The sequence below is a fragment of the Thermococcus sp. AM4 genome, assembly GCF_000151205.2.
GTDB lineage: Archaea > Methanobacteriota_B > Thermococci > Thermococcales > Thermococcaceae > Thermococcus.
This window is the reverse complement of sequence record NC_016051.1, coordinates 645,674-664,722: the sequence shown is the minus strand read 5'-3', so window position 1 is coordinate 664,722 and position 19,049 is coordinate 645,674. Positions and strand designations below refer to the sequence as shown.

18 protein-coding genes are annotated in these 19,049 nt (G+C 56.3%); 12 read left to right on the top strand and 6 right to left on the bottom strand.

The window, feature by feature from the left end; genetic code table 11:
* Positions 1–11: 11 nt before the first annotated feature.
* The 5 genes from TAM4_RS03670 to TAM4_RS03650 form a co-directional block, all read right to left on the bottom strand.
* Positions 12–461, bottom strand: a complete 450-nt coding sequence (locus tag TAM4_RS03670) for a hypothetical protein (protein WP_014121896.1) — start codon at positions 459–461, stop codon at positions 12–14.
* Positions 462–497: 36 nt separating this feature from the next.
* Complete coding sequence (locus TAM4_RS03665; RefSeq protein WP_014121895.1) at positions 498–2,957, bottom strand: hypothetical protein; 2,460 nt, start codon at positions 2,955–2,957, stop codon at positions 498–500.
* Between the two features lie 175 nt (positions 2,958–3,132).
* Positions 3,133–4,020, bottom strand: coding sequence for an AEC family transporter (locus tag TAM4_RS03660; RefSeq protein WP_014121894.1), 888 nt, complete (start codon positions 4,018–4,020; stop codon positions 3,133–3,135).
* Between the two features lie 78 nt (positions 4,021–4,098).
* Positions 4,099–4,272 carry a hypothetical protein gene (locus TAM4_RS11720; RefSeq protein ID WP_014121893.1) on the bottom strand — a complete coding sequence of 58 codons (174 nt, stop codon included), beginning with the start codon at positions 4,270–4,272 and terminating at the stop codon, positions 4,099–4,101.
* A 115-nt stretch (positions 4,273–4,387) separates the two neighbouring features.
* Positions 4,388–8,443: an MMPL family transporter gene (locus TAM4_RS03650; protein ID WP_014121892.1), complete on the bottom strand. Its 4,056-nt coding sequence runs from the start codon at positions 8,441–8,443 to the stop codon at positions 4,388–4,390.
* Positions 8,444–8,543: 100 nt separating this feature from the next.
* On the opposite strand from TAM4_RS03650, the gene TAM4_RS03645 reads away from it, so the two are divergent.
* The 8 genes from TAM4_RS03645 to TAM4_RS03610 all read left to right on the top strand — a co-directional run bounded on the left by TAM4_RS03645 (position 8,544) and on the right by TAM4_RS03610 (position 14,366).
* Positions 8,544–9,038, top strand: a complete 495-nt coding sequence (locus tag TAM4_RS03645; protein ID WP_048149889.1) for a PadR family transcriptional regulator — start codon at positions 8,544–8,546, stop codon at positions 9,036–9,038.
* Between the two features lie 101 nt (positions 9,039–9,139).
* Entirely contained in the window at positions 9,140–9,550 is a 411-nt protein-coding gene (locus tag TAM4_RS03640; RefSeq protein WP_014121890.1) for a helix-turn-helix transcriptional regulator, read from the top strand.
* Positions 9,547–10,833, top strand: a complete 1,287-nt coding sequence (locus TAM4_RS03635) for a hypothetical protein (RefSeq protein WP_014121889.1) — start codon at positions 9,547–9,549, stop codon at positions 10,831–10,833. The genes TAM4_RS03640 and TAM4_RS03635 overlap by 4 nt, the downstream gene beginning before the upstream one ends.
* Positions 10,834–11,196: 363 nt before the next feature.
* On the top strand, positions 11,197–11,604 hold the full coding sequence (locus tag TAM4_RS03630) for a hypothetical protein (RefSeq protein ID WP_148258598.1): 408 nt from the start codon (positions 11,197–11,199) through the stop codon (positions 11,602–11,604).
* A complete protein-coding gene (locus TAM4_RS03625; protein WP_048149881.1) occupies positions 11,594–12,250 on the top strand; it encodes a DUF4097 family beta strand repeat-containing protein in 657 nt (218 codons plus the stop codon). Before TAM4_RS03630 ends, TAM4_RS03625 begins: the two co-directional genes overlap by 11 nt.
* Before the next feature lie 61 nt (positions 12,251–12,311).
* Positions 12,312–13,574, top strand: coding sequence for an MFS transporter (locus tag TAM4_RS03620; RefSeq protein ID WP_014121884.1), 1,263 nt, complete (start codon positions 12,312–12,314; stop codon positions 13,572–13,574).
* A 53-nt stretch (positions 13,575–13,627) separates the two neighbouring features.
* The gene (locus TAM4_RS03615; RefSeq protein WP_014121883.1) at positions 13,628–13,996 is read left to right on the top strand and encodes a roadblock/LC7 domain-containing protein; all 369 of its coding nucleotides are present in this window, start codon (positions 13,628–13,630) and stop codon (positions 13,994–13,996) included.
* 10 nt (positions 13,997–14,006) lie between these two features.
* On the top strand, positions 14,007–14,366 hold the full coding sequence (locus TAM4_RS03610; RefSeq protein WP_014121882.1) for a hypothetical protein: 360 nt from the start codon (positions 14,007–14,009) through the stop codon (positions 14,364–14,366).
* Here the strand turns inward: TAM4_RS03610 and TAM4_RS03605 are convergent.
* Positions 14,359–14,874 (bottom strand): cob(I)yrinic acid a,c-diamide adenosyltransferase, encoded by a 516-nt coding sequence (locus TAM4_RS03605; RefSeq protein WP_014121881.1) that lies wholly within the window; start codon positions 14,872–14,874, stop codon positions 14,359–14,361. The two genes, TAM4_RS03610 and TAM4_RS03605, sit on opposite strands and share 8 nt — an antisense overlap.
* A gap of 130 nt (positions 14,875–15,004) precedes the next feature.
* On the opposite strand from TAM4_RS03605, the gene TAM4_RS03600 reads away from it, so the two are divergent.
* The 4 genes from TAM4_RS03600 to TAM4_RS03585 all read left to right on the top strand — a co-directional run bounded on the left by TAM4_RS03600 (position 15,005) and on the right by TAM4_RS03585 (position 19,046).
* On the top strand, positions 15,005–15,685 hold the full coding sequence (locus tag TAM4_RS03600) for an aspartate/glutamate racemase family protein (protein WP_014121880.1): 681 nt from the start codon (positions 15,005–15,007) through the stop codon (positions 15,683–15,685).
* Between the two features lie 39 nt (positions 15,686–15,724).
* Positions 15,725–16,018 carry a MazG nucleotide pyrophosphohydrolase domain-containing protein gene (locus TAM4_RS03595; protein WP_014121879.1) on the top strand — a complete coding sequence of 98 codons (294 nt, stop codon included), beginning with the start codon at positions 15,725–15,727 and terminating at the stop codon, positions 16,016–16,018.
* Positions 16,019–16,294: 276 nt separating this feature from the next.
* Complete coding sequence (locus tag TAM4_RS03590) at positions 16,295–17,713, top strand: TldD/PmbA family protein (RefSeq protein ID WP_014121878.1); 1,419 nt, start codon at positions 16,295–16,297, stop codon at positions 17,711–17,713.
* Between the two features lie 10 nt (positions 17,714–17,723).
* Positions 17,724–19,046 carry a TldD/PmbA family protein gene (locus TAM4_RS03585; protein WP_014121877.1) on the top strand — a complete coding sequence of 441 codons (1,323 nt, stop codon included), beginning with the start codon at positions 17,724–17,726 and terminating at the stop codon, positions 19,044–19,046.
* The last annotated feature ends 3 nt before the right edge of the window (positions 19,047–19,049 follow it).

Genomic DNA, 19,049 nt, shown 5'->3' with positions numbered 1-19,049 from the left:
ACCTCCGTCCGTCAGAGCAGGTTCCCCTCCCGCTCAACCATCTTTTCATAGTCCGCCTCGGTCATGCGTATCTTGACCTTGTCTCCCTCCCAGAACGTGAGCTCCCTTCTCTCTATTGTGTCCTCTTCCCTTGAGAAATCGAACCAGTCTGTCTCCTCTTCCTCCTCTTCGTATTCATCGTAGGGCTCAATCTCGCGGTAGCACTTCACGGTGATCTTCTTTTTCCGGGACTTCCGGAAGATCCCTACCTCTACCTCCTTGACGGTAACGTCCTCGATGACGAACCAGGCCGAGGTGTTGTACTTCCCGCCGTATTTCGTGTCTGCCTCTATCTCAACCCCGTAGGGCCTGAGTCTCTCCCACTTCTCGGCAAGTTCCTCTGCCGGTATCTTGAAGGTCTTGTGGCGTATGGATTTGACGAAGCTGGAAGCGGCACTCTTCAGGGAATCCATAAACCCCATACCGGCACCTCCTCAAGCGGAAGGAAAAAAGAAAGCTCACCACCTCCTGTTCTTCGGGCCGAAGAGGACGTAGTAGTCGTTGCCGGCCCAGGCGTAGAAGTAGTCGGCGTGGAACCTGACGTGACAGTAGCACTCGTCCTCGCCGTACACGTAGTCCGGGGTGAAGGGGACACTGAAGGACTGATCGAGGGTCAGGTTGAGGAAGTAGACCCTGTTGTCGTTCTCGTCGTAGTAATAGTTGGCCGTGACGTTGTAGAGGGCTATCCTACCCTCGAACCCAACGGCGAGCTGGGTGTCGTAGGTGTTGTACATTCCGGAAAAGGCCACAACACCCGGCATCTGGACGGTGGACGGATAAACCTCAACGGCGGGGATCTGTTTGTCGTTTGAATCGTATTTGGAGGTCATGGATACCATGAGGAACTTTCCGTTTTCGTAGACGTATAGGTCATCCGTGTAGATCTGGAAAGCGGCCCTCCCGGGAACGTTCTGGAGCAGAGTGTAGACCTTTCCTGGGCCGTAGTCGTAGTAGCCGGTTGGGTCGTAGAGGTAGAGGCCAGTCTCGGTCCTCACGAGAATTCCCCTGCCGTAGTGGAGGGCGTAGACTGCCACTATTGCCTCGGGAAAGCTCACCGTTTCCGGCTGGACTTCGGGCAGGCCCTCTTCCTCGGCGTTGTAGAGCTGATCGTCCGTGTAGCGAATGACGTAAAGCTTATCGCCCTTCCAGGCCACGAAGTAGTTGTTGTCCCCCCTGGACATCGCGTTAACGCCATCCGCATCGATGTTCCATGTAACGTACGCCTTCGGCTTCCAGAGCCTTATCTCTTCGTCTCCGACGGGCTCCTTCGTCCGTTCGCCGTCGTAGATCAGGTACAGCTTTCCGTCCCGGCCGGCCATGAAGATGTCGCTCGTGTCGTAGATGCCGAAGGTGAAGTCCTTGGGCGTTGACGGCAGCTCATAAACCTCCGTAACGTCGTACTTGGTGAAGTCTTTCCTCGACTCGACGAGGTTCTTGAAGGAAGAGGTCACATGGACCATGTACCTGCCGAAGGCAAAGTAGGCATCGGGAAGACCCGCCGGCTCGTAGACTTTGATCTGGAGCCAGTCGTGGACGTTGCGATAATCAGGGGTCTTCTTGAGGTGCACCTTCGCCCCCCACAGTTCGCCGAAGCTGACCTTTTCGATCGTGAATAGGTCAAGTATCCCCCCGAGCTCGTTCTGTGCCGGGGGTGTAGACGTCTGAGTTCCGGTCGTTGTTATCTCTCCCCCAATGCTAAAGGAGTGCTCTCCCCTGAAATCGTCCGGTTTTCCGACTATGTGGGCGAAGCCCTCCTTCCACGCGACGCCTAATTCAATCTGGTTGCCGGAGAGCTGGTTTATCTTGACGTCCCTAATCGGGTAGGGGAAGTTCAGAACTCCAAAGTCGTGATAGGCGCCGTCTTCGCCCAGTTCATAGAGGTATAACTTCGTGCCCCTTGCGAGGGCCAGGTAGAGCCCGCTGACCGAGGCCGCGTCCGGGCGGTAGCTCACGGAGAGCGGCTTGCTGTGGAGTATTGAATCGTGATCGGCGCTGTAGTGCGGACCAACGACCTCGTTGAGGTCCTTTGAATAGACTACGATCGTTCCGAAGTCATCGTGATCGTTCGAGATGATTATCCAGGCGGAATCCCCTATACCCGAGTCATAGGTCTCGAGGTTCGGGCTGACGTAGTAAACGCCGCAGGTCGTGGCCATGTAGAAGCCCGAGATTGTGTCTCCCGTGAAAGCTGGATGCATCGAGAGAATCGGACAGTCGAAGGAGTACTCCTCGCTGCTTGCTTCGCCGTTCACGAAGGTGGTCACCGTGAGGTTGTCCTCGATTGAGGTAACGATCGCGAACTTTCCGTTTATCAGCGTGGCCGCGTAGGCCATGACGCCCCTCTTCTCGCGGTATTTGTTGAGGGACTTCGAGTAAACGCGAACGACACCGTTCTCCCATCCAAGGTACTTATCTTCCGTGAACCTCACGAAGTCGAAGAGATCCCCCACAACCCGGCCACCCTCGTAATAGACGCCGTTCGGACCGAGTTCGAAGTAATAGACGTCATGACCCACCTGAAAGACCACGTTGTTGGCACTTGATTCGCCGGAAGAGGCTTCCCAGTTGGCGCTCGTCTTCACGAACTTCGCGGGGCCCTTTATCAGAAGAACCTCAACGCTGGCGCCGCTGTCCGAAATTGCACCGCGGTGAAGGCTGTATTCTGGCTCGTTTTCGGGGGTAAGGGACAGGTCCTGATACGCCCAGTCTTCTGAAGGTGCCTGTGTTTCGGTCTGTCTGGGTGTCGTTTCGGTTGAAGACGTCGTTTCCGAAGGCGGTGGAGTACTCTCGGTGGTCGTTGAAGAAAACGCGGTTCCAGTCTGGGACGGTTTCTCCTCGGTTCCGGGGGACTGGCCGCCAATACAGCCAGCCACAAAAACCAAAAGCACGAGCAGTCCCCCGAGCAGTACCTTCCTCAACCTACCACCTCCGTACAGGGAAATCTTGTGATGGGGTTACGTCACACGTCCTTATTATCCTTTCCTTAGGTAAACCTAATGGGCGATGTTTTCGCACTGATGCCGAGCGTTTTGCAAAAATTTTCGAAATAATTTCGAGATAAATGCCAAAAACCCGGAAAATCGTCAGAAAACTTCATCCAAGCCCAAGGATGAGCCGGAGTGCAACGAAGAGTGCAATTGTGAGAAGGGTTAACACGAAGGTCACGCTTATCGCTTCCTCCGCCTTGAGCTTGTACTGGGCCAGAATCGCGTTGGCCGCTATTGCCGGGGGCATGCTCGCCTCGACGAGGACGGAGTAGAAAACCTCGGGCCTCTCCCAGCGGAGGGTGAGGAAGACGAAGGCGAAGGGAATCGCAATCCTGAAGGTTCCGACCTCAAGGAGCTTTCTGACGTCGAAGGCCCTCAGCGTTATCCTCGAGCCGAAGTAGATGAGGAGGAGAGGTATGCTGAGCCAGCCGATTGTCTTTACCGGCCCGATGATTCCGGCGGGAAGCTTTACTCCCGCGATAACGAGTGCCAAAGCGATTAAATTGGCCAGCGTCGGCGGGAACTTGAGTGCCTTCAGAAAGCTCTCCCTGACGCTCGCGCCCCCGCTGGAGTAGTGGGCCGCTATGAACGTCACAATCGGAATGACTATCATCGAGTTGGTCGTCGAGTAGAGTATCGCCGGCGTTATGTCGCTGAGGAAGAGGCTCGCGATTGGAAAGCCCAGGGCGGCCGTGTTGGGGTAAACCGAGAGCACCATCAGGGCCCCGGCCCAGGGGTCGTTCTTGAGCTTGAAGCGGCCGTAGAGGTACGAGGTTGAGAGACTTATTCCTATTATGATAAAGACGTAGAGGAAGACCGTCTTAATGCTGAGGAGATAGGCCAAATCTTTGCTCGCGACGTTGCCGAAGATGAACAGGGCGAGGAGGATATCGTTCACCAGAATCCGAAGGTAATCGAAGGGCTCCTCCGATTTAATCAATCGCTTGAGGACGTAGCCTAAAGCTATGAGCGCGAGCATCTCGGCGATGTTCATGGTTAGAACTAAAGCTCAGCGTTTAAAAGGGTGTCGAAGCAGTAACTTTGAAGATAAAGCCCATGTTAGAATCGAGCATCACGCGGTCCATGTCTCATCGGCCTCGGTAATAAGCTCATCGGTGTCTCTCCTCGGTTTGAGCGTTCCAAAAGTTTCGTTGGCAACCTTCAGCCTTTTCAGTGCCCGTTCTATGGCGAGTTTCGCGAGCCTTTCATCTACTCCCTCAGGTATCTTCACAACTATCTCGCTCATATGGAGGAGTAATCCGCCGATGATAATAAACCCTTCGACTGAGTTCCTGCCAAGCACCTACTCACGAAACAAAACGAGAAACGGAATGAACAAAATCAAAAAGAAAAGAGGTTGGTCACTTCTTCTCCTTCTTCCCGGACTTGTGGAGTGGCCACCAGGCTTTCTCGCCGAAGAGGCTCATCATTGCTGGCCCGAGGAAGTAGACCGCGAACGTTGCCGTCAGTAAGACGCCCGCCGCTAAGGCGAAGCCTATCTCCCTCGTTCCCCAGGTGGAGCTGGTCACCAGTGCCCCGTAGGTCGTCGCGAGCACGAGAGCCAGGCCGATGACCACAAGATCCATAGTTCCGGCCGCAACTATGAGGGCTTCCTCCGGCGAGCGGCGCTCGAACTCGTCCCTGGCCTTGACGAGGTAGAAGCTGTTGTAGTCTATGCCGACTCCCATGAGCACGACGAAGACCATCAGCGGCAGGAACCACATGATTTCCTGGCCAAAGACCTTCTGGAAGAGCCAGGTCGAGATCGCTATGCTGAGGAGCACTCCTGTGCCGATGGTGGCCATCGTCGAGACGACCGCCGGCAGGCCCCTGAGGGTCGGAATCAGCGAGAGGAACATCAGTATCAGCGCAACTGGAAGGATCCTGTGCCAGAATATGTTGTTGATGAGGTTGCTGAGGTCGAGGTCCAAAGCGGCCCCGCCGCCGACCATGCCCTTAACGATCTTTCCGCTGGATTCGTAGCCCTTCATGAGGTCCCTGATCCGCTCGACCATCCTGTGGGCGGGCTTCGTCGTTGCCTCGTACTTGCTGACGACCTCGATGAGCACCATGTTTCCGGTGGTCGAGATGTACTTGTCGGCGCCTATGACCTTCAGCCGCTCAAGGCTCGCGTTTATGGGCTTTCCAAAGGGCTGTGTCACGGTGTAGACGTACTTGACGCCGTCGATCTTTTCTATGTCGCTCACGATCTCGTTGATGGTCGCGAGGTCCTTATCGGTAACGTTGTGGTCGAACTTGACGATGATGTAGGTGGCGCCCATTACATCGGCCCCGAGCTTGCTCTGGCTTATCTCAAGGAAGTGGTAAGTCTCGCTGTCCTTGGGCAGGAAGAGCTTGACGTCGTGGGTGCCGTTGAAGTTGGCGAAGGCGTAGACTGCCGGCGCGAGCAGGAGCAGGAAGATGAGGAGTACCGCTTTCGCGTGCTTTATGGACCACTTGGCGATCCTGCTCTCCTCATGGAGGTCTTCCTCCCTGACGTGCCTTATGTGCCTCGGCCACCAGAATATCGGCTTGTCGCCGATGAGCACTGTGATTGCCGGAATGAACGTCAGGCTCGCGACGAGCACAACTATGACCGCTATCGGCGCCACCATGCCCATCTGCTTGAAGATCGGGAACTCCCACGCTAAGATGAAGCTGGCGAAGGCTATGATGTCGGTCGAGGCGCTCGCCAAAACCGCGTCCTTCGCCCTCTTCAAAGCCTCACTCGCCGCCTTGGTGTGCTCGTAGCCTTCGGCCAGGTACTCCTTGAAGCGGTAGAGGTAGTAGGTCGAGTAGTCTATTCCGAGACCCAGGGCAGTCGTCACCGTTATCATCTGGGCCCAGCTTCCAATGTTTAGCACGTCTCCCTTGGCGAGGAGGTAGAGGATTCCGAGAGCTGTTAGCGTTGCCGTCGCGACACCGGTGAAGGGCAGGAGCGTCGCCAGGAGGGCAACTCCAAGGATTATGAGGAGCACTATCAGGGCTCCGATGAAGCTGAACTTGGTGGTCTTTGCGTTGTCCTCCTTGCCGTAGTGGATCATCTCGTAGGTCTGAACGGGCGTTCCGCTGATGTAGGCTTTGGCGTTGAGGAAGTGCTTCCTCATCTCCTTGAGGAGAACTTCCTTGGCCTTGAGGGTGTTGTCGTACTGGAACTTCGTCCTCTTCTCGAGGTCGGTTGCGTTGATCCTCTTGGGCATCATCGTTATGAGCATCGTCGTGTTGTCCGGGCTCTTGAGCATGCCAATGTAGCTCTTGGCTATCTCGTACAGCGATGGGTATATCTCCTCCTCTATCGGCTTGACGTCCTCCCTTGTTATCTTGCTCGGGTCGTCCCTGAACCGGAAGGCTATATCAACGAGCCTGGTGGCGTTTATGTTGAGCTCGACCCCGAGGTTTATCTCCTTCACGAACTTCTCGACGAGCTTCACAGTCTTCTCCTTGACGAGGGCTTCGATCTGGGAATCGCTCATCGGATAGTCCCTGGCAACGGTGAGCATTATCTCCTTCAGGGCCTCTTTGACGTCCTCCGGGGCCGTCACGTTGGCGAGCTTCTCGTTAACCCCCTCCCCAAAGAGCTCGTAGGCTATCTCGTCCGGGCTCTTTCCTGCGTAGATCTCATCAACAACCCTCTTAAGGTCGACCGGCGCGTTTCCTGCCATCCCCGCGATGATCTCCTCAACGGCCTCTTTCACGCCGGCCCCCTTCGCGAGTCCCTCAGGGTTCTTGAGCACGACGTTCACGATTGCCTCGGCTATCTTCTCGTCCCCCAGCTTTTCGGCGGTCTTCTGGATGAGCAGCCCTTTCGCTATCGGCGCAACGTTTCCGTTGGAGTCGTAGACCTCGTCTATGACGCTCTCCGGAAGCTCAACGCCTTTCTCCTTCATGAACTCAACGAGCAGTGAAACCGTTGCCTTCTTCAGTAAAGCGGGGTTCTTCGCCAGAACGCCGGTGGCGTTGGAATCGAAGGTAAGGACTGTCTTCACGATGGGCTCCGCTAACGGTCTCTGTTCGGCCGGAAGCTTCTCCTTCAGGGCGTTCGTGAGGAGATTTGTTTCGAGCTCCTTGGTCGGGCCGTAGACGAGGAGCGTCCTCAGTATCTCGTCGGCGTTGGGCATCTGAAGGAGAGGACTGCCGGTCAGGATTGCCTTCGCGACCTCTATGGTGGCGTTCTCAACCGCTAAAGCGCCCGGCTCCCTTCCGAGGCCTATCGAGACGTTGACGATGTAGGCGAGGGTTTGGGCCGGAACCTCACCGAAGCCCGGAACCGTGTAGTTCCCGCCGGCCATCTCGATGACCGCCGGCAGGTTCCCGAGCGCGTTGCTCGCTATCTCCTCAACGGGCCTGACCGCGTTCTCGCCGAGCCCAATGAGGGCGTAGTTATTGCCTGCCTGTCCGTCAAAGGCCAGAACTCCCCGGTAGAACGCAACAGAGTAAGCCTCCGCGAGGTTCTTCTCCATCGGGTCGCTTATCTGATTCAGAACCATAAACTTCGTAACGTTGGCCAGGAAAGCGTCGGTTATGGCCGTTGCCCCGTAGGCGGAGTAAGCAGGGTAAGTCGCGTTGTATACCGCGTATACGAACTCAACCGGAACGCCAAGCCTGGCCGCTATCGCTCCTGCCGTCACGTTGTCGAGGCCCCTTTCGTAAGCCCCTGCCTGGACGAGCGCCCCGTAGGTTCCGAGAACGCCGAGGTATGTCTTGGCGTAGGCATCGCTCAGGTTGTAGAGGCCGACGTTAAGGCTCGCTATGGTCGAGTTCAGGACCTTCAGCTGTTCGCTCGCCCGGGTTAGGTTCCTGTGAAGCTCGACGTAGGCCAAATCCGTCTGGTTGAGCGCGTTTCTGAGCGTGACGCTCCGGTTGTAAAGCTCGGTCAGGTTGGCTTTGAGCGCCAGATAAGCCTGCGCGAGCTGGGGAATCGTTGCGTTGAGGGTCTTAACCTGCTCGCTGAGGTTTTTGATCTGGTTCAGGGTCATTCCGTAGGCGTTGCTCGCGTTGAGGGCGGAGGTGTAGAGAACGCCCGTCAGGTTGGCGGTCGTTTTCGTTAGGTTCAGGGCGATCGCGTAGGACTGGTTGTGGAGGAGCTCTATAGCGTCGTAGTATGAGGTGAAGTTGCTCCCGTATTGCCTCGCCTCAACCTTGAAGCGCTCGTAGGCGGCCTTTGCCTCGGGACTGTTCACGTTGATGCCCGTTATGATGATGTATGTCATGTTGTCGTTCTGGGCGAAGCTCGGGAAGTACTTGCTCATGTTGTTCTGCACTTCAACGCTTTCAACGTGCTTGGGCATGAACTGGCTCATGCTGTAGTTGGTAACGCTGCTCAGCTTCATCGCCAGCGGCGTCGCGAGGATTATGATAACTATCCATGCCGCGACGATGAGCTTTGCGTGTTTAACTATCCAGTCGTTCCACGCCATTGCCACCACCTATGTTGCACTTTAACACTTCGTTTTTAAACATGTCTATTTCCGACATGTCATGATGGGGAATAGTTTATAAAGGTTTTTGGTCATCTCCATGTTAGGGGTGATCCCGACGACAGACGTGGAGAGGAGAATCATCAAGGGCCTGTTCACGGTCCCGCTGAAGAACATCATCCTCGTCATCGTTGGTCTCAAGGGCGAGACCCACGGCTACGAGATACTCAAGGAGCTCGAGAAGTTCACCGTTGGGATCTGGAAGCCGAGCCACAGCAACCTCTACACGCTCCTCAACAAGATGGTTGAGGAGGGCCTCCTCGAACCGAGGGAGGAATACCGCGGCAAACTGAGGCGGGTGAAGTACCGACTCACCGACAAGGGCTGGGAGTACCTCAGAACGTCCAACGAGCTCGCCCTCCGCTCGCTTTACACCGCGATAAGCTACCACGAGAGGCTCAAGAAGAAGATCGAGGAGATGGGCAGGGACAGGAAGATAGACAAGGAAACATTGAGGGAGTACCTTGACCTCCTCAGGCAGATCAGGGATCTGCTCGACGAGGAGATAAAGACCCTGGAAACCCGGCTTGGCTGATCCTTTTCTTTCCCATTTCCCGGACCGATAAACTTTTATATACCTACCGCGCTAATTAAGTACAGAAAATTGTACTACAAAAGTCTGTACCTGGTGGTAGCATGGACGAGCTGAAGGCCCAGCTTGAGGAGCTGAGGAGGAAGCTGGCCCTGCTTGAGGAGAGCGTTGATCCAGTTGACGAGGTAATGCTCTCCATAAAGGAGAGGCTCAGGAAGAAGCTGAGCGACGGCCAGCTTCCGGAACTCGACGAGGAGAAGGCAGCAAAGACCCTAAAAGCTCTGGCAAACCCGGACAGGATTAGGATCCTCAAGATGCTGTCCAAACGGCCGATGGGCTTCAAGGAGATTAAAGAGGCCCTCGGCGTCGAAAGCCCGACAGTTTCGCACCATCTCAAGCTCCTCCTCAGGACGAGGATGGTGAGGAAAGGCGACAAGTATGAGATCTCGCCCGATGGACGTTTGTTTTTGCGCCTGCTTGAGATTATAACCGCTCTGGAGGAGGTGGAAGAATGAGCTATCGCTACGTCCCGTTCGTTGATGAGAGTCCTCGCTTTAGGGTTGCCGAGTACCTCAAGAAGCTTACGGCGGTTCTTCTGATCATCTGGCTCTTCAGAGACAGCCTCGGCCTTGAGGACTACAACCGCTACCTCGTTTACGCGATAATAGCGCTGATCTTCGCCTTTGAGCTGCTTAGCGTTGGCAGATGGCTGGGCGTAACGATCAGCGGGATCCTCTTTGCCCTTGCCAAGGCCTCGCTCTGGACGAGCCTGTTCCTCTACGTGGGCAAGTGGCTCGGCATGCCCTACAGTCTCCACGCCCTCGCCGGGAGGGCCTTCGCTTACTCCGTCGTTCTCGCCATAGCGGGGCTCCTCATCGGTCGGGGGGAGAGGAGGAGCTTTGAGTGGAGGGTCGAGAAGAAGGCCTACGAGTTCGAGGGGGCTGACTTCGGCGAGGTAAAGCTGAAGGGAAACGGCAGAGCTTACCCCGTAAAGGTCGGCGGAAAGCGCGTTGGCTGGGTGATCGATGGGGAACTTGAGGTTGAGGCCGAAACTCCCCTCGGGGTTATACGGAAAGCCCTCTCGAGCCCGGTAGCTGTGTGGGGCGAGCTGAGCGTTGGAAGGAAAACGAAAGCGGACGAAAACTTCGTCAAAGAGGCCAACCGGCTCATAAACCCGGACAGGCTCTACAGGAAGAAGGGGGAGAGCGTTGTGGATCTCGGAATCATCAAGGTCTACGAGGGAGAGGATTTTGAGTACGTCAAGGTTCCCTTCATCGAGGTCATAGAGACGCCCCACGGCGAGGAGGTGAAAATCGGTCCCTTCAAAATCCGCGAGGGGAAGCCGAGGAAGCCGGAAGGCATGCTCACAATCAGGGAACTCCGCAACGGCTTCCAGCTCACCAAGGTCGGCGACCGGTTGAAGATAGAGACGGAGGAGTTCTCCATAGAGGTAGACGGAAACAGGGTCGTTTACAGGAGCGGAAACGAAACGCTCAGCCTCGGCGAAGCCGTCTCGCTCCGCTCGGGGGATATCTCGGTTACCGTTGGCAGGGGGCGGGCCAAGATACGCATCGAGGACGTTGTCATCTCGGCCAGGGACGGGGTGGTTAAGATCCGGGCAGGCGGAAGGACCCATACGATCGAGAGCGAGGAAGCCTACCGCCTCGTGATAAAGAAGGCGAAGGAAATAGTGGACGAGCAGAGCGCCGGCCTCATCGAGGGCCTCGGAGTTGACAGGGCAAGGCTAACCCGGCGCGTCAAGGAACTCCTCGACGAGCTGATGAACTACGTGGGGTGAGGTTAGTGAAGAAGGGAGCTGGGACGGAGGCCCCGGCAGAGGAAAGCGAAGGGCTGGAAGGGAGGAGTGGCCCGGAGGTTCCTCTCTTTGATTTTGAGCTCGTGGGGGGCTGGCTATGAAGTTCAGCGGCGTCGAAAGGGTCTGGATGAAACTCGTTGATGCAGATGTGGAGGTACTGCCTTCGCCCGACGGAACGGTTCACGTTGAAGCCGAGCCGGAGTCGGCGTTTTCCTGAAGGAGCACTCCGAAGAGCTCAGCATCTTGACGTCCACCGGCTGGAAGCTCAGAAACCTTCCGAGGAAAGCCAAAGAACGCGCCCGGCTGGTCGTGAGGGTTCCAAAAGGTGTGGAAATATCTGGAGGGATGAAAAGAGTGTCCCTACACGCCGAAGGGGCTAGCTTCGGCTCCCTTGCGATTGGAGAGGCCACCGTAGAGCTCGCAGGTTGCTCAGTCGGAAATCTCGCGGTTGGCCCTGCGAGGCTCAGAGGCTCCCTTTACGTCCTGGAGAAAACTGAGATAGCGGTCTCCATGGGGAGCCTGGAGCTCAAGGTGCTTGAACTGGAGGCTCCAATCGACGTTTCGGTCGTCATGGGTTCCCTCAAACTGTTCCTGCCCGAAGACTGTGATGCGACTGTGGAGGTCGCGGGGAACGCTGACGGGGTCATCCTGAATTCGGGACGGCTCCTCGGGAGTGGCGAGCACAGGATTCAGCTCTCAAGCGTGAAAGGTGTCATTGTGGTTGATACTTGGGGTGAGTTCGATGATGTTTGAAAACGTCCGGGAAGTGGATTTGAAGGCCACCAACGGCCGGATTGAGATTGAGGGCTGGGAAAACGACCACGTTGAGGTGAACTACGTCAAGCACGGCGAGGTGGATGTGATAATCGAGAACGAGAGAGGGAAGCTCGTCATAAGGGAGGAGCCGAAGAGAAGGTTCAAATTCGTGGGCATCGTCAAGGCCGAGGAAGGCTGGGTCGAGATGGAGCTCAAGGTTCCAAAGGGGGTCCCTGTGAAGGCCAAAAACGTCAACGGGGAGCTCATAGCTGAGGGAGTTCGCTTCACGAAGGTAACCACGGTGAACGGGGAGATAAAGCTGAGGGACTGCGAGGCAGAAATCATAAAGAGCGTGAACGGCGAGATAGAGGCACACCTTCCCGTTGCCGGTCAGCTGGAGGTCTCCACCGTGAACGGGGACATAACGGTGGTCATGGAGGGACTTGAAGGGGACGTCTCGGTGAGCTGTGTCAACGGCGACATAACCCTTCGGCTAACGGAGTTCTGCGACGCGAGGGTTGAGGCGAAGAGGGTCAACGGCGACGTGGAGCTGGTCGGGATTCCCGACGGCGTTATCGGAACAGGGGACTTCCTGATCCGGGTGAAGACCGTGAACGGCGACGTCCGGGTTGAGCTGGTTTGATCATTTAATTGTTTAATCACTTAATTCGCCAACTAAAGAATTAAAGAACACGGTGATCAGTATGGGAGAAGGCCTCGGCAGGAACTTCTGGCTCTTCGCCATCGGTCGCTTCATCTCCCAGCTCGGCTGGGCGGTTCAGGACGTCGCATTGCCACTCTACGTGCTCGACCAGACCCACAGCGGTTCGATGATGACGCTCTTCATTCTCGCCGAGATAATTCCCTCAATTATCGTCATGCCCTTCGCCGGCGTCGTCGGCGACCGCTACAACAGAAAGTGGCTCATGGTCGGCTTCGATCTGCTCAGGGGAGTTCTCCTCTTCGGCGTCATAGCCCTCAACTTCCTCGGCATCTCCCAGCTCCTCGCCGTTCAGGTCGTCATGGCAATCCTTGGCTCGTTCTTCTCCGCTGGAACCGGGGCCATGTTCCCGGATTTGGTGGATAAGGAGCTCCTTGAAAAGGCCAACTCGACGGTCGCCTCGCTGACCATAATAGCGCGCCTCCTTGGGCCGGCCCTTGGCGGTTTAATCTACGGAATCGGCGGGATTAAGCTCGCGATGCTGATAAACGCGGTAAGCTTCTTCGGCTCGGGCCTGTTTGAGATGCTCATACGGTACGAATGGAAGGCGAAGCCGATTGAGGGCATCGGTCAGGTGTTGAGCGACATAAAGGAGGGCGTCCGCTTCATTTTCAGACACAGCTACCTTAAGACCCTGATGACCTTCGCGATATTCATGGGAATCTTCGGGGCGCCCTTCGGAGCAGTGCTTCTCCCCTACGCGATGAGGGAAGTGCTCAGGTTCACGAGCGTCCAGTTCGGCCTCATGGAAAGCTTCTTCATGGGTGGGGCCTTGCTGGGAAACGTTCTCATAGCGGTGAAGTTCGGGAAGAAGGCCGGGCGTTTTCTCTTCAGGGCGATGTTCGTCAACGGCATCATCATGCTGGTATTCATCTGGCTCATCTCCCCGCTGGCGGGGCTTGAGAGGAGAGAGGCGTTTCTGCTCCTCAGCGCGGTGGCCCTTCTCTGGGGGATAACCGAGGCCTTCATAGACATTCCGATACAGTCGAAGATTCAGCGCGCCGTTCCTAGCGAGGTTCGCGGCAGGGTCTTCTCCGCCCTTGGGATCCTCACGAGGGTTGCCACGCCCCTCGGTCTCGTGCTCGTCGGCCCGCTGCTGAACCACTGCCCCGCGTGGCTCGTTACCCTGGGCATCTGGGTCGGAATGGCGGTCGTGGTGATTTACTACTGGATTAAACACCGTGAAATCCTCATTAACGAGGTAGTAACGGATTCTAAACCTTCATTGACCAATTCTGGTCCGTAAAACTTTTAAATACTTTTTGTAACTTTAGTTGACGAGCTCGTGGGGGTGGTAGAATGAGCGCGGTGGACCTCGTGATGGGTAAAATACTCACGGACATGCTGGAAATCGACGGGGTCATAGGAACGATAGTGGTCGACAAGGACGGCCTCGTCATCGAGTCGGCGATGAAGAAGAACCTCGACCGCGAGGCCATCGCCGGGGTCCTCCACGAGCTCGTTTCTGCCATAAAGCTGATGGGCGACCAGTTCGGGGCAGGGGAGCTCAGGGAGGCCATTCTCGAGTTCAAGAACGCCAGGATGTTCACCAACCCGATAGGAAGCGACTACTACCTGATAGTCATCGGCGACGCCGACCTCAACCTCGGCAGGATGAAGCTTGAGCTCAGGAAGGTCCTTCCGAAGCTCGAGGAGATGCTCTACTGAGGTGGTCGCCATGCCCATTCGCATTCTTTCATTTTTGTGGAGGGACAAGCCGGAAATCTACGAGATGGTCATCACTCAGGACGGCCTCAGCCTTGAGGGCAACGAGAGGCTCGGGGCGCACATAGAGGACGTTCTGCACTACATCGAGAAGAAGGCTGGAGAGCTGGGCCTTGAGGGGAGCGTAGAGGTCTTCATCCGCAACGGGAAGAAGGTGATAGCGATAAAGCGAATCGGCGGGCTCGGAGTTGCCGTCGTCAGCCCGAGCCTTGAAGAGGCCGAGAAGGCATTGAAAGACGTGGAAAGCAGGGCAAACGAACTCCTCAGCGACCGCTACGAGGAGGCAATGGAGGAGTACCGGCGCTCTATTTGACCTCCTTCAGCTTCCTCTCGCGCTTTTCTATGAGCCTCGCCATCACGAAGAGCAAATCGCTGAGCCTGTTGAGGTAGACGAGCGCCTTCTCTCCTATGCCGACCTCAAGGTAGAGCTTCGCGACCTTCCGCTCGGCCCTTCGCGCTATCGCTCTGCAGACGTCGAGCTTCGCACTCGCCACCGTTGAGCCAGGCAGGACGAAGGCCCTGAGCTGGAGCTCGTCCTCGTACTTCCTCGTAAGCTCTTCGAGCCAGCGAATCTCATTATCCCCGACCTTCGCGTACTTTCCCTTGCTCGCGAGTTCTGCCATGAGGTCGTAGAGCTGGACCTGGACCTTTTCGAGGATTTCTCTCATCTCCTCAGGCACGTAGTGCTTTGCCTCGCCGATGAAGCTGTCGAGCTCGTCAATCGTCCCGTTTGCCTCCATTATCATGGAGTGCTTAACGATCCTCTCGCCGGTGAAGAGGCCGGTTAATCCCTTATCGCCGGTCTTGGTCGTCACGGGCATGTTCTCACCTCGAAAGACTTTTCGTTTTTCCGGTTTAAACCCTTATTCCGTTAGTTGCCCCTGACTAAAACCTTTCGTTTTGAACCAAAAGGTTCATATCGGGGCCGGCGTATCCCCTTCGGTGATGCTCATGAAGAGGATCGGGCTCATCGGTGGGACGACGCCTGAGTCGACGTGTTACTACTACAGGAACTACATCCGCTTGAGCCGGGAAAAGTTCGGCCCCTTCACCTTCCCCGAGCTGATAGTCTACTCGATAAACTTCGATGAGTTCCTCAACGCCCCCGATGGCTGGGAGGGAAGAAAGAGAATTCTAATAAACGCCGCAAGGGCCCTCGAGAGGGCGGGGGCTGAGGTAATAGCGCTCACCGCGAACACGCCTCACATAGTCTTTCCCGACGTCCAGAGGGCTGTAAGCGTTCCAATGGTCAGCATAATCGACGCCCTCATCGAGGAGATGAAGCGGAGGGGAGTGCGGAAGGTTCTCCTTCTCGGGACGAAGACAACTATGACCGCTGATTTTTACCGGGAGGCACTTCTCAAGGCGGGATTCGAAGTAGTTGTGCCTGAGGGGGATGAGATCGAAGAAGTGAACAGGATAATCTTCGAGGAGTTAGCTTTCGAAGATCTCAGGAGCAAGCCCTACCTCCTGTCCTTGGTGGAGAGGTACCGGGAGGAGAGGGGGATTGAAGGCGTAATCCTCGGCTGCACAGAGCTTCCCCTCGCGATAAGGCCCGGCGACGTCCCCGTTGAGGTCTTTGACACGGCGGAGATTCACATGCGCAAACTGATTGAAGTCGCGAGCGAGTGATTTTTAAGGCCCTCTTCTTCCCTTTCCTCGGGTGAGAGAATGGAAATCAGGGAATTCCAGGAGATGATTCGGGAGATTTACTTCCACAAGGACTCTAAGAGAGGAGTGGAGAAAACCTTCCTCTGGTTCGTCGAGGAAGTGGGAGAGCTGAGCGAGGCGATAAGGAAGAACGACCGCGAGGCGATGGAGGAAGAATTTGCCGACGTTCTGGCGTGGCTCGCGAGCCTTGCAAACCTGCTTGGCGTTGACCTGGAGGAGGCCGCAAAGAAAAAATATCCCGGAGTCTGCCCCTACTGCGGGAAGAGGCCCTGTGAGTGCGAGGAGAAGTTTTAATCTTTTAGTCCCAGCTCTTTCTTAGCCTCTTCCCAGGGAATCCCGTTTTCCAGCGTTTCCTTCGAGAGTCTTCCAAGTTCTCTAAGCTCTTCTTCACTAACCTCCTCTTCAGCGAGCTTCTTTGTTTCAGACTCACAGCTCCGTCCATTGTCTCACCATCTCCCCTTTAATTTCAGATTAGGCTTAAGCCTTCCTCTCCTTTCGACTGTCATCTGAGCGAAAAGACTTTTATACTCCCCCGTGAACTATTCTATGCAGTAATCCGAGGTGATGTGCATGGAGCTTTTGGAGTTCGCGGTCGAGAAGGCCCTTGAGCTTGGCGCTTCCTACGCCGAGGCCCGCTACGAGGAGAAGAGCGGGACTCACCTGGCCATGAAGAACGGTTCTCCCGAGGGAATGGGCATCGAGGCCGACAGGGGAATAGGGATAAGGGTCCTCGCCAACGGCGGAATGGGATTCGCGAGCACGAACGTCCTAACTAAGGAAAGCGTCGCCGAGGCCGTTAAGAGGGCCGTCAAGCTGGCGAAGGCCGCTTCCCAGGTCAGAAACGAGCCGATTGAGTTCAGCGATGAGGACTTCCACCGCGTTTCCTACAAGGTCAAGATGAAGAAGGACTTCCGCGACATTTCCCCTGAGGAGAAGCTCGAAATCCTCCGGAAAATCGAGGAGGAAGTCAAGGCCACCGGTGTCAACGTGCCGATGCGCTATTTAATGTACTCCGACCAGCTCTGGAAGAAGGTCTTCGTCAACAGTGAAGGTGCCTACGTGAAGAGCAAAATCCCGCGCGTTTCCGTGGTTTACAATCTCGTCGTCTTCGAGAACGGCCAGATGGAGCAGGCGCCCTTCGTCCAGAGGGCCTTCTCCGGCGGTTTCGAGCTAATTGAGAAGGACGAGCCTTGGAACTGGGCGGTGAAGGACGTCAAAGCCCTGAAGAGGCTCATCACGGAGGGCAAGAAGCCACCGGAGGGAAGGGTTGACCTCGTCATAAGCCCGGAAGTTGCTGGTATAGCGGTTCACGAGAGCGTCGGCCACCCCTACGAGTCCGACAGGATTTTCGGCAGGGAAGCCGCTCAGGCAGGGGAGAGCTTCGTCAAGCCCGATATGTTCGGCGAGAGAATCGGGAGCGAGGTAGTCACTGTCATAGACGACCCGACGATTCCGAACAGCTGGGGCTTCTATCTGTATGACGACGAGGGCGTGAAGGCGAGACCGCGCTACCTGATTAGGAACGGAATCATAACCGAGTTCCTAACCAACAGGGAGTACGCGGCAAAGCTCGGCCAGCGCTCGAACGCGGCCGCGAGGGCGATAAACTACAACCGCGAGCCGATAGTGAGGATGGCCAACACCTACTTAGCCCCCGGTGACCACTCCTTCGAAGAGCTGATTGAGGACGTAAAGCTCGGCGTCTACATGGTGTCCTTCAACGAGTGGAACATAGACGACAGGCGCTACCAGCAGAGGTACATCGGCAGGGAAGCCTACCTCATCGAGAACGGCGAGATAAAGCACCCTGTCAGGAGGCCAATCCTTGAGATAACCACGAGAGCCCTTTGGAGCAGTGTTGACGCCGTAGGCAAAGACGTTGAGTTCTACCCCGGAACCTGTGGCAAGGGTGAGCCGGGGCAGGGCGTCCCCGTCTGGATGGGTGGAGCGCACGCGAGGCTTAGGGACATACCCCTGAGGAGGCCGTGAGGTGGTGGCGATGTTCGAGCTTAACGAGTTCATACTCAAGAAGGCCGAAGAGCTGGGCTTCGGCGACGTCGTCGTTCTGAGCTATGAAACGAACAGAAGACAGGTGCGCTTTGCGAACAACGAGATAACGGTCGCCAAGCACTGGCACGAGAGGAAGGTTGAACTCTTCGTGGAGAAGGACAAGAGGATAGCGAGCACAACGGTAACCGAGCTGAGCGAGGAGAACGTCGAGCGGGTTCTGAAGACCCTCAAGAAGAACATCGAGAACCTCTCGCCCAAGGAGGACTACTACGGCATCGCCGAGGGGCCGTTCCAGTATAAAGACATCCCAGAGACCTTTGATAAGGCGATAGTTGAGCTCGACGAGCCGAACGACTACGTCGAGATTGCCATAAACACCGCCCTGAGCGAAGGTGCCAAGCGCGTGGCAGGGGTTCTCTACACCGACCACAACAGGCTTTACCTGACCACGAGCAACGGGGTGGAGGCCTTCGACGAGGGCACGGGGATAGAGATAAGCGTTCGCGCTTTTGTGGGCGACCTTGAGAGCGGACATGGAACCTGCTCCGCGAGGGTTCTCAAGAAGTTCGACCCCGAGCTTGCCGGAAGGAAGGCCGGCGAGATTGCCCACATGGCGAAAGACCCTGTTCAGGGGCCCGAGGGAAGGTTCGACGTCATCTTCGACCCGCTCGCCTTCGCGAACCTGCTCAGCTACATGGGCTTCATGCTCTCAGCCTACGCGGCCGAGGCGGGCTTCTCGTTCCTGGCCGGAAAGCTCGGCCAGAAGGTCGCGAGCGAGCTGGTAACGCTCAAGGACGTTGGAAACCTGCCCAACGGCTACGGCACGAGGAAGTTCGACGACGAGGGCGTTCCGACGAGGGAAACCACCGTCATAGAGAACGGGACATTCAAGACGTTCCTCCTCAACACGAGCCTCGCCAAGAAGTACGGAACGGAGACAACCGCCAACGCCGGCTTGATAATGCCGAGGCCCTGGAACCTCGTTCTCGAACCGGGCGACTACTCCAAGGCCGAGCTGTTCAGCGAGGTTAAGCGGGGCATCTACATCACCAACGTCTGGTACACGCGCTTCCAGAACTACGTTACAGGGGATTTCTCGACGATACCGCGCGACGGAATCTTCCTGATTGAGAACGGCGAGTTCAAGCCGATACGGAACATTAGGGTGAGCGACAACCTCCAGAGGATTCTGAGCAACGTCGTGGCGATAGGCAACGAGCCGTTCCAGGTGCACTGGTGGGAGGTTTCGAGGCCCGTAATCACGCCCTACGTCCTCGTCAAGGACGTCGGCATAACGAGGGCGACGAAGTGAGCT

Excerpts from the sequence above, each read along its gene's own strand:
- TAM4_RS03615 (WP_014121883.1), top strand. The coding sequence starts at position 13,628 with ATGAGCGCGGTGGACCTCGTGATGGGTAAAATACTCACGGACATGCTG.
- TAM4_RS11720 (WP_014121893.1), bottom strand. The coding sequence starts at position 4,272 with ATGAGCGAGATAGTTGTGAAGATACCTGAGGGAGTAGATGAAAGGCTC.
- TAM4_RS03660 (WP_014121894.1), bottom strand. The coding sequence starts at position 4,020 with ATGAACATCGCCGAGATGCTCGCGCTCATAGCTTTAGGCTACGTCCTC.
- TAM4_RS03630 (WP_148258598.1), top strand. The coding sequence starts at position 11,197 with ATGAAAAGAGTGTCCCTACACGCCGAAGGGGCTAGCTTCGGCTCCCTT.
- TAM4_RS03605 (WP_014121881.1), bottom strand. The coding sequence starts at position 14,874 with ATGCCCGTGACGACCAAGACCGGCGATAAGGGATTAACCGGCCTCTTC.
- TAM4_RS03620 (WP_014121884.1), top strand. The coding sequence starts at position 12,312 with ATGGGAGAAGGCCTCGGCAGGAACTTCTGGCTCTTCGCCATCGGTCGC.
- TAM4_RS03640 (WP_014121890.1), top strand. The coding sequence starts at position 9,140 with ATGGACGAGCTGAAGGCCCAGCTTGAGGAGCTGAGGAGGAAGCTGGCC.
- TAM4_RS03670 (WP_014121896.1), bottom strand. The coding sequence starts at position 461 with ATGGGGTTTATGGATTCCCTGAAGAGTGCCGCTTCCAGCTTCGTCAAA.
- TAM4_RS03625 (WP_048149881.1), top strand. The coding sequence starts at position 11,594 with ATGATGTTTGAAAACGTCCGGGAAGTGGATTTGAAGGCCACCAACGGC.
- TAM4_RS03645 (WP_048149889.1), top strand. The coding sequence starts at position 8,544 with ATGTTAGGGGTGATCCCGACGACAGACGTGGAGAGGAGAATCATCAAG.
- TAM4_RS03635 (WP_014121889.1), top strand. The coding sequence starts at position 9,547 with ATGAGCTATCGCTACGTCCCGTTCGTTGATGAGAGTCCTCGCTTTAGG.
- TAM4_RS03600 (WP_014121880.1), top strand. The coding sequence starts at position 15,005 with ATGAAGAGGATCGGGCTCATCGGTGGGACGACGCCTGAGTCGACGTGT.
- TAM4_RS03590 (WP_014121878.1), top strand. The coding sequence starts at position 16,295 with ATGGAGCTTTTGGAGTTCGCGGTCGAGAAGGCCCTTGAGCTTGGCGCT.
- TAM4_RS03650 (WP_014121892.1), bottom strand. The coding sequence starts at position 8,443 with ATGGCGTGGAACGACTGGATAGTTAAACACGCAAAGCTCATCGTCGCG.
- TAM4_RS03610 (WP_014121882.1), top strand. The coding sequence starts at position 14,007 with ATGCCCATTCGCATTCTTTCATTTTTGTGGAGGGACAAGCCGGAAATC.
- TAM4_RS03585 (WP_014121877.1), top strand. The coding sequence starts at position 17,724 with ATGTTCGAGCTTAACGAGTTCATACTCAAGAAGGCCGAAGAGCTGGGC.
- TAM4_RS03595 (WP_014121879.1), top strand. The coding sequence starts at position 15,725 with ATGGAAATCAGGGAATTCCAGGAGATGATTCGGGAGATTTACTTCCAC.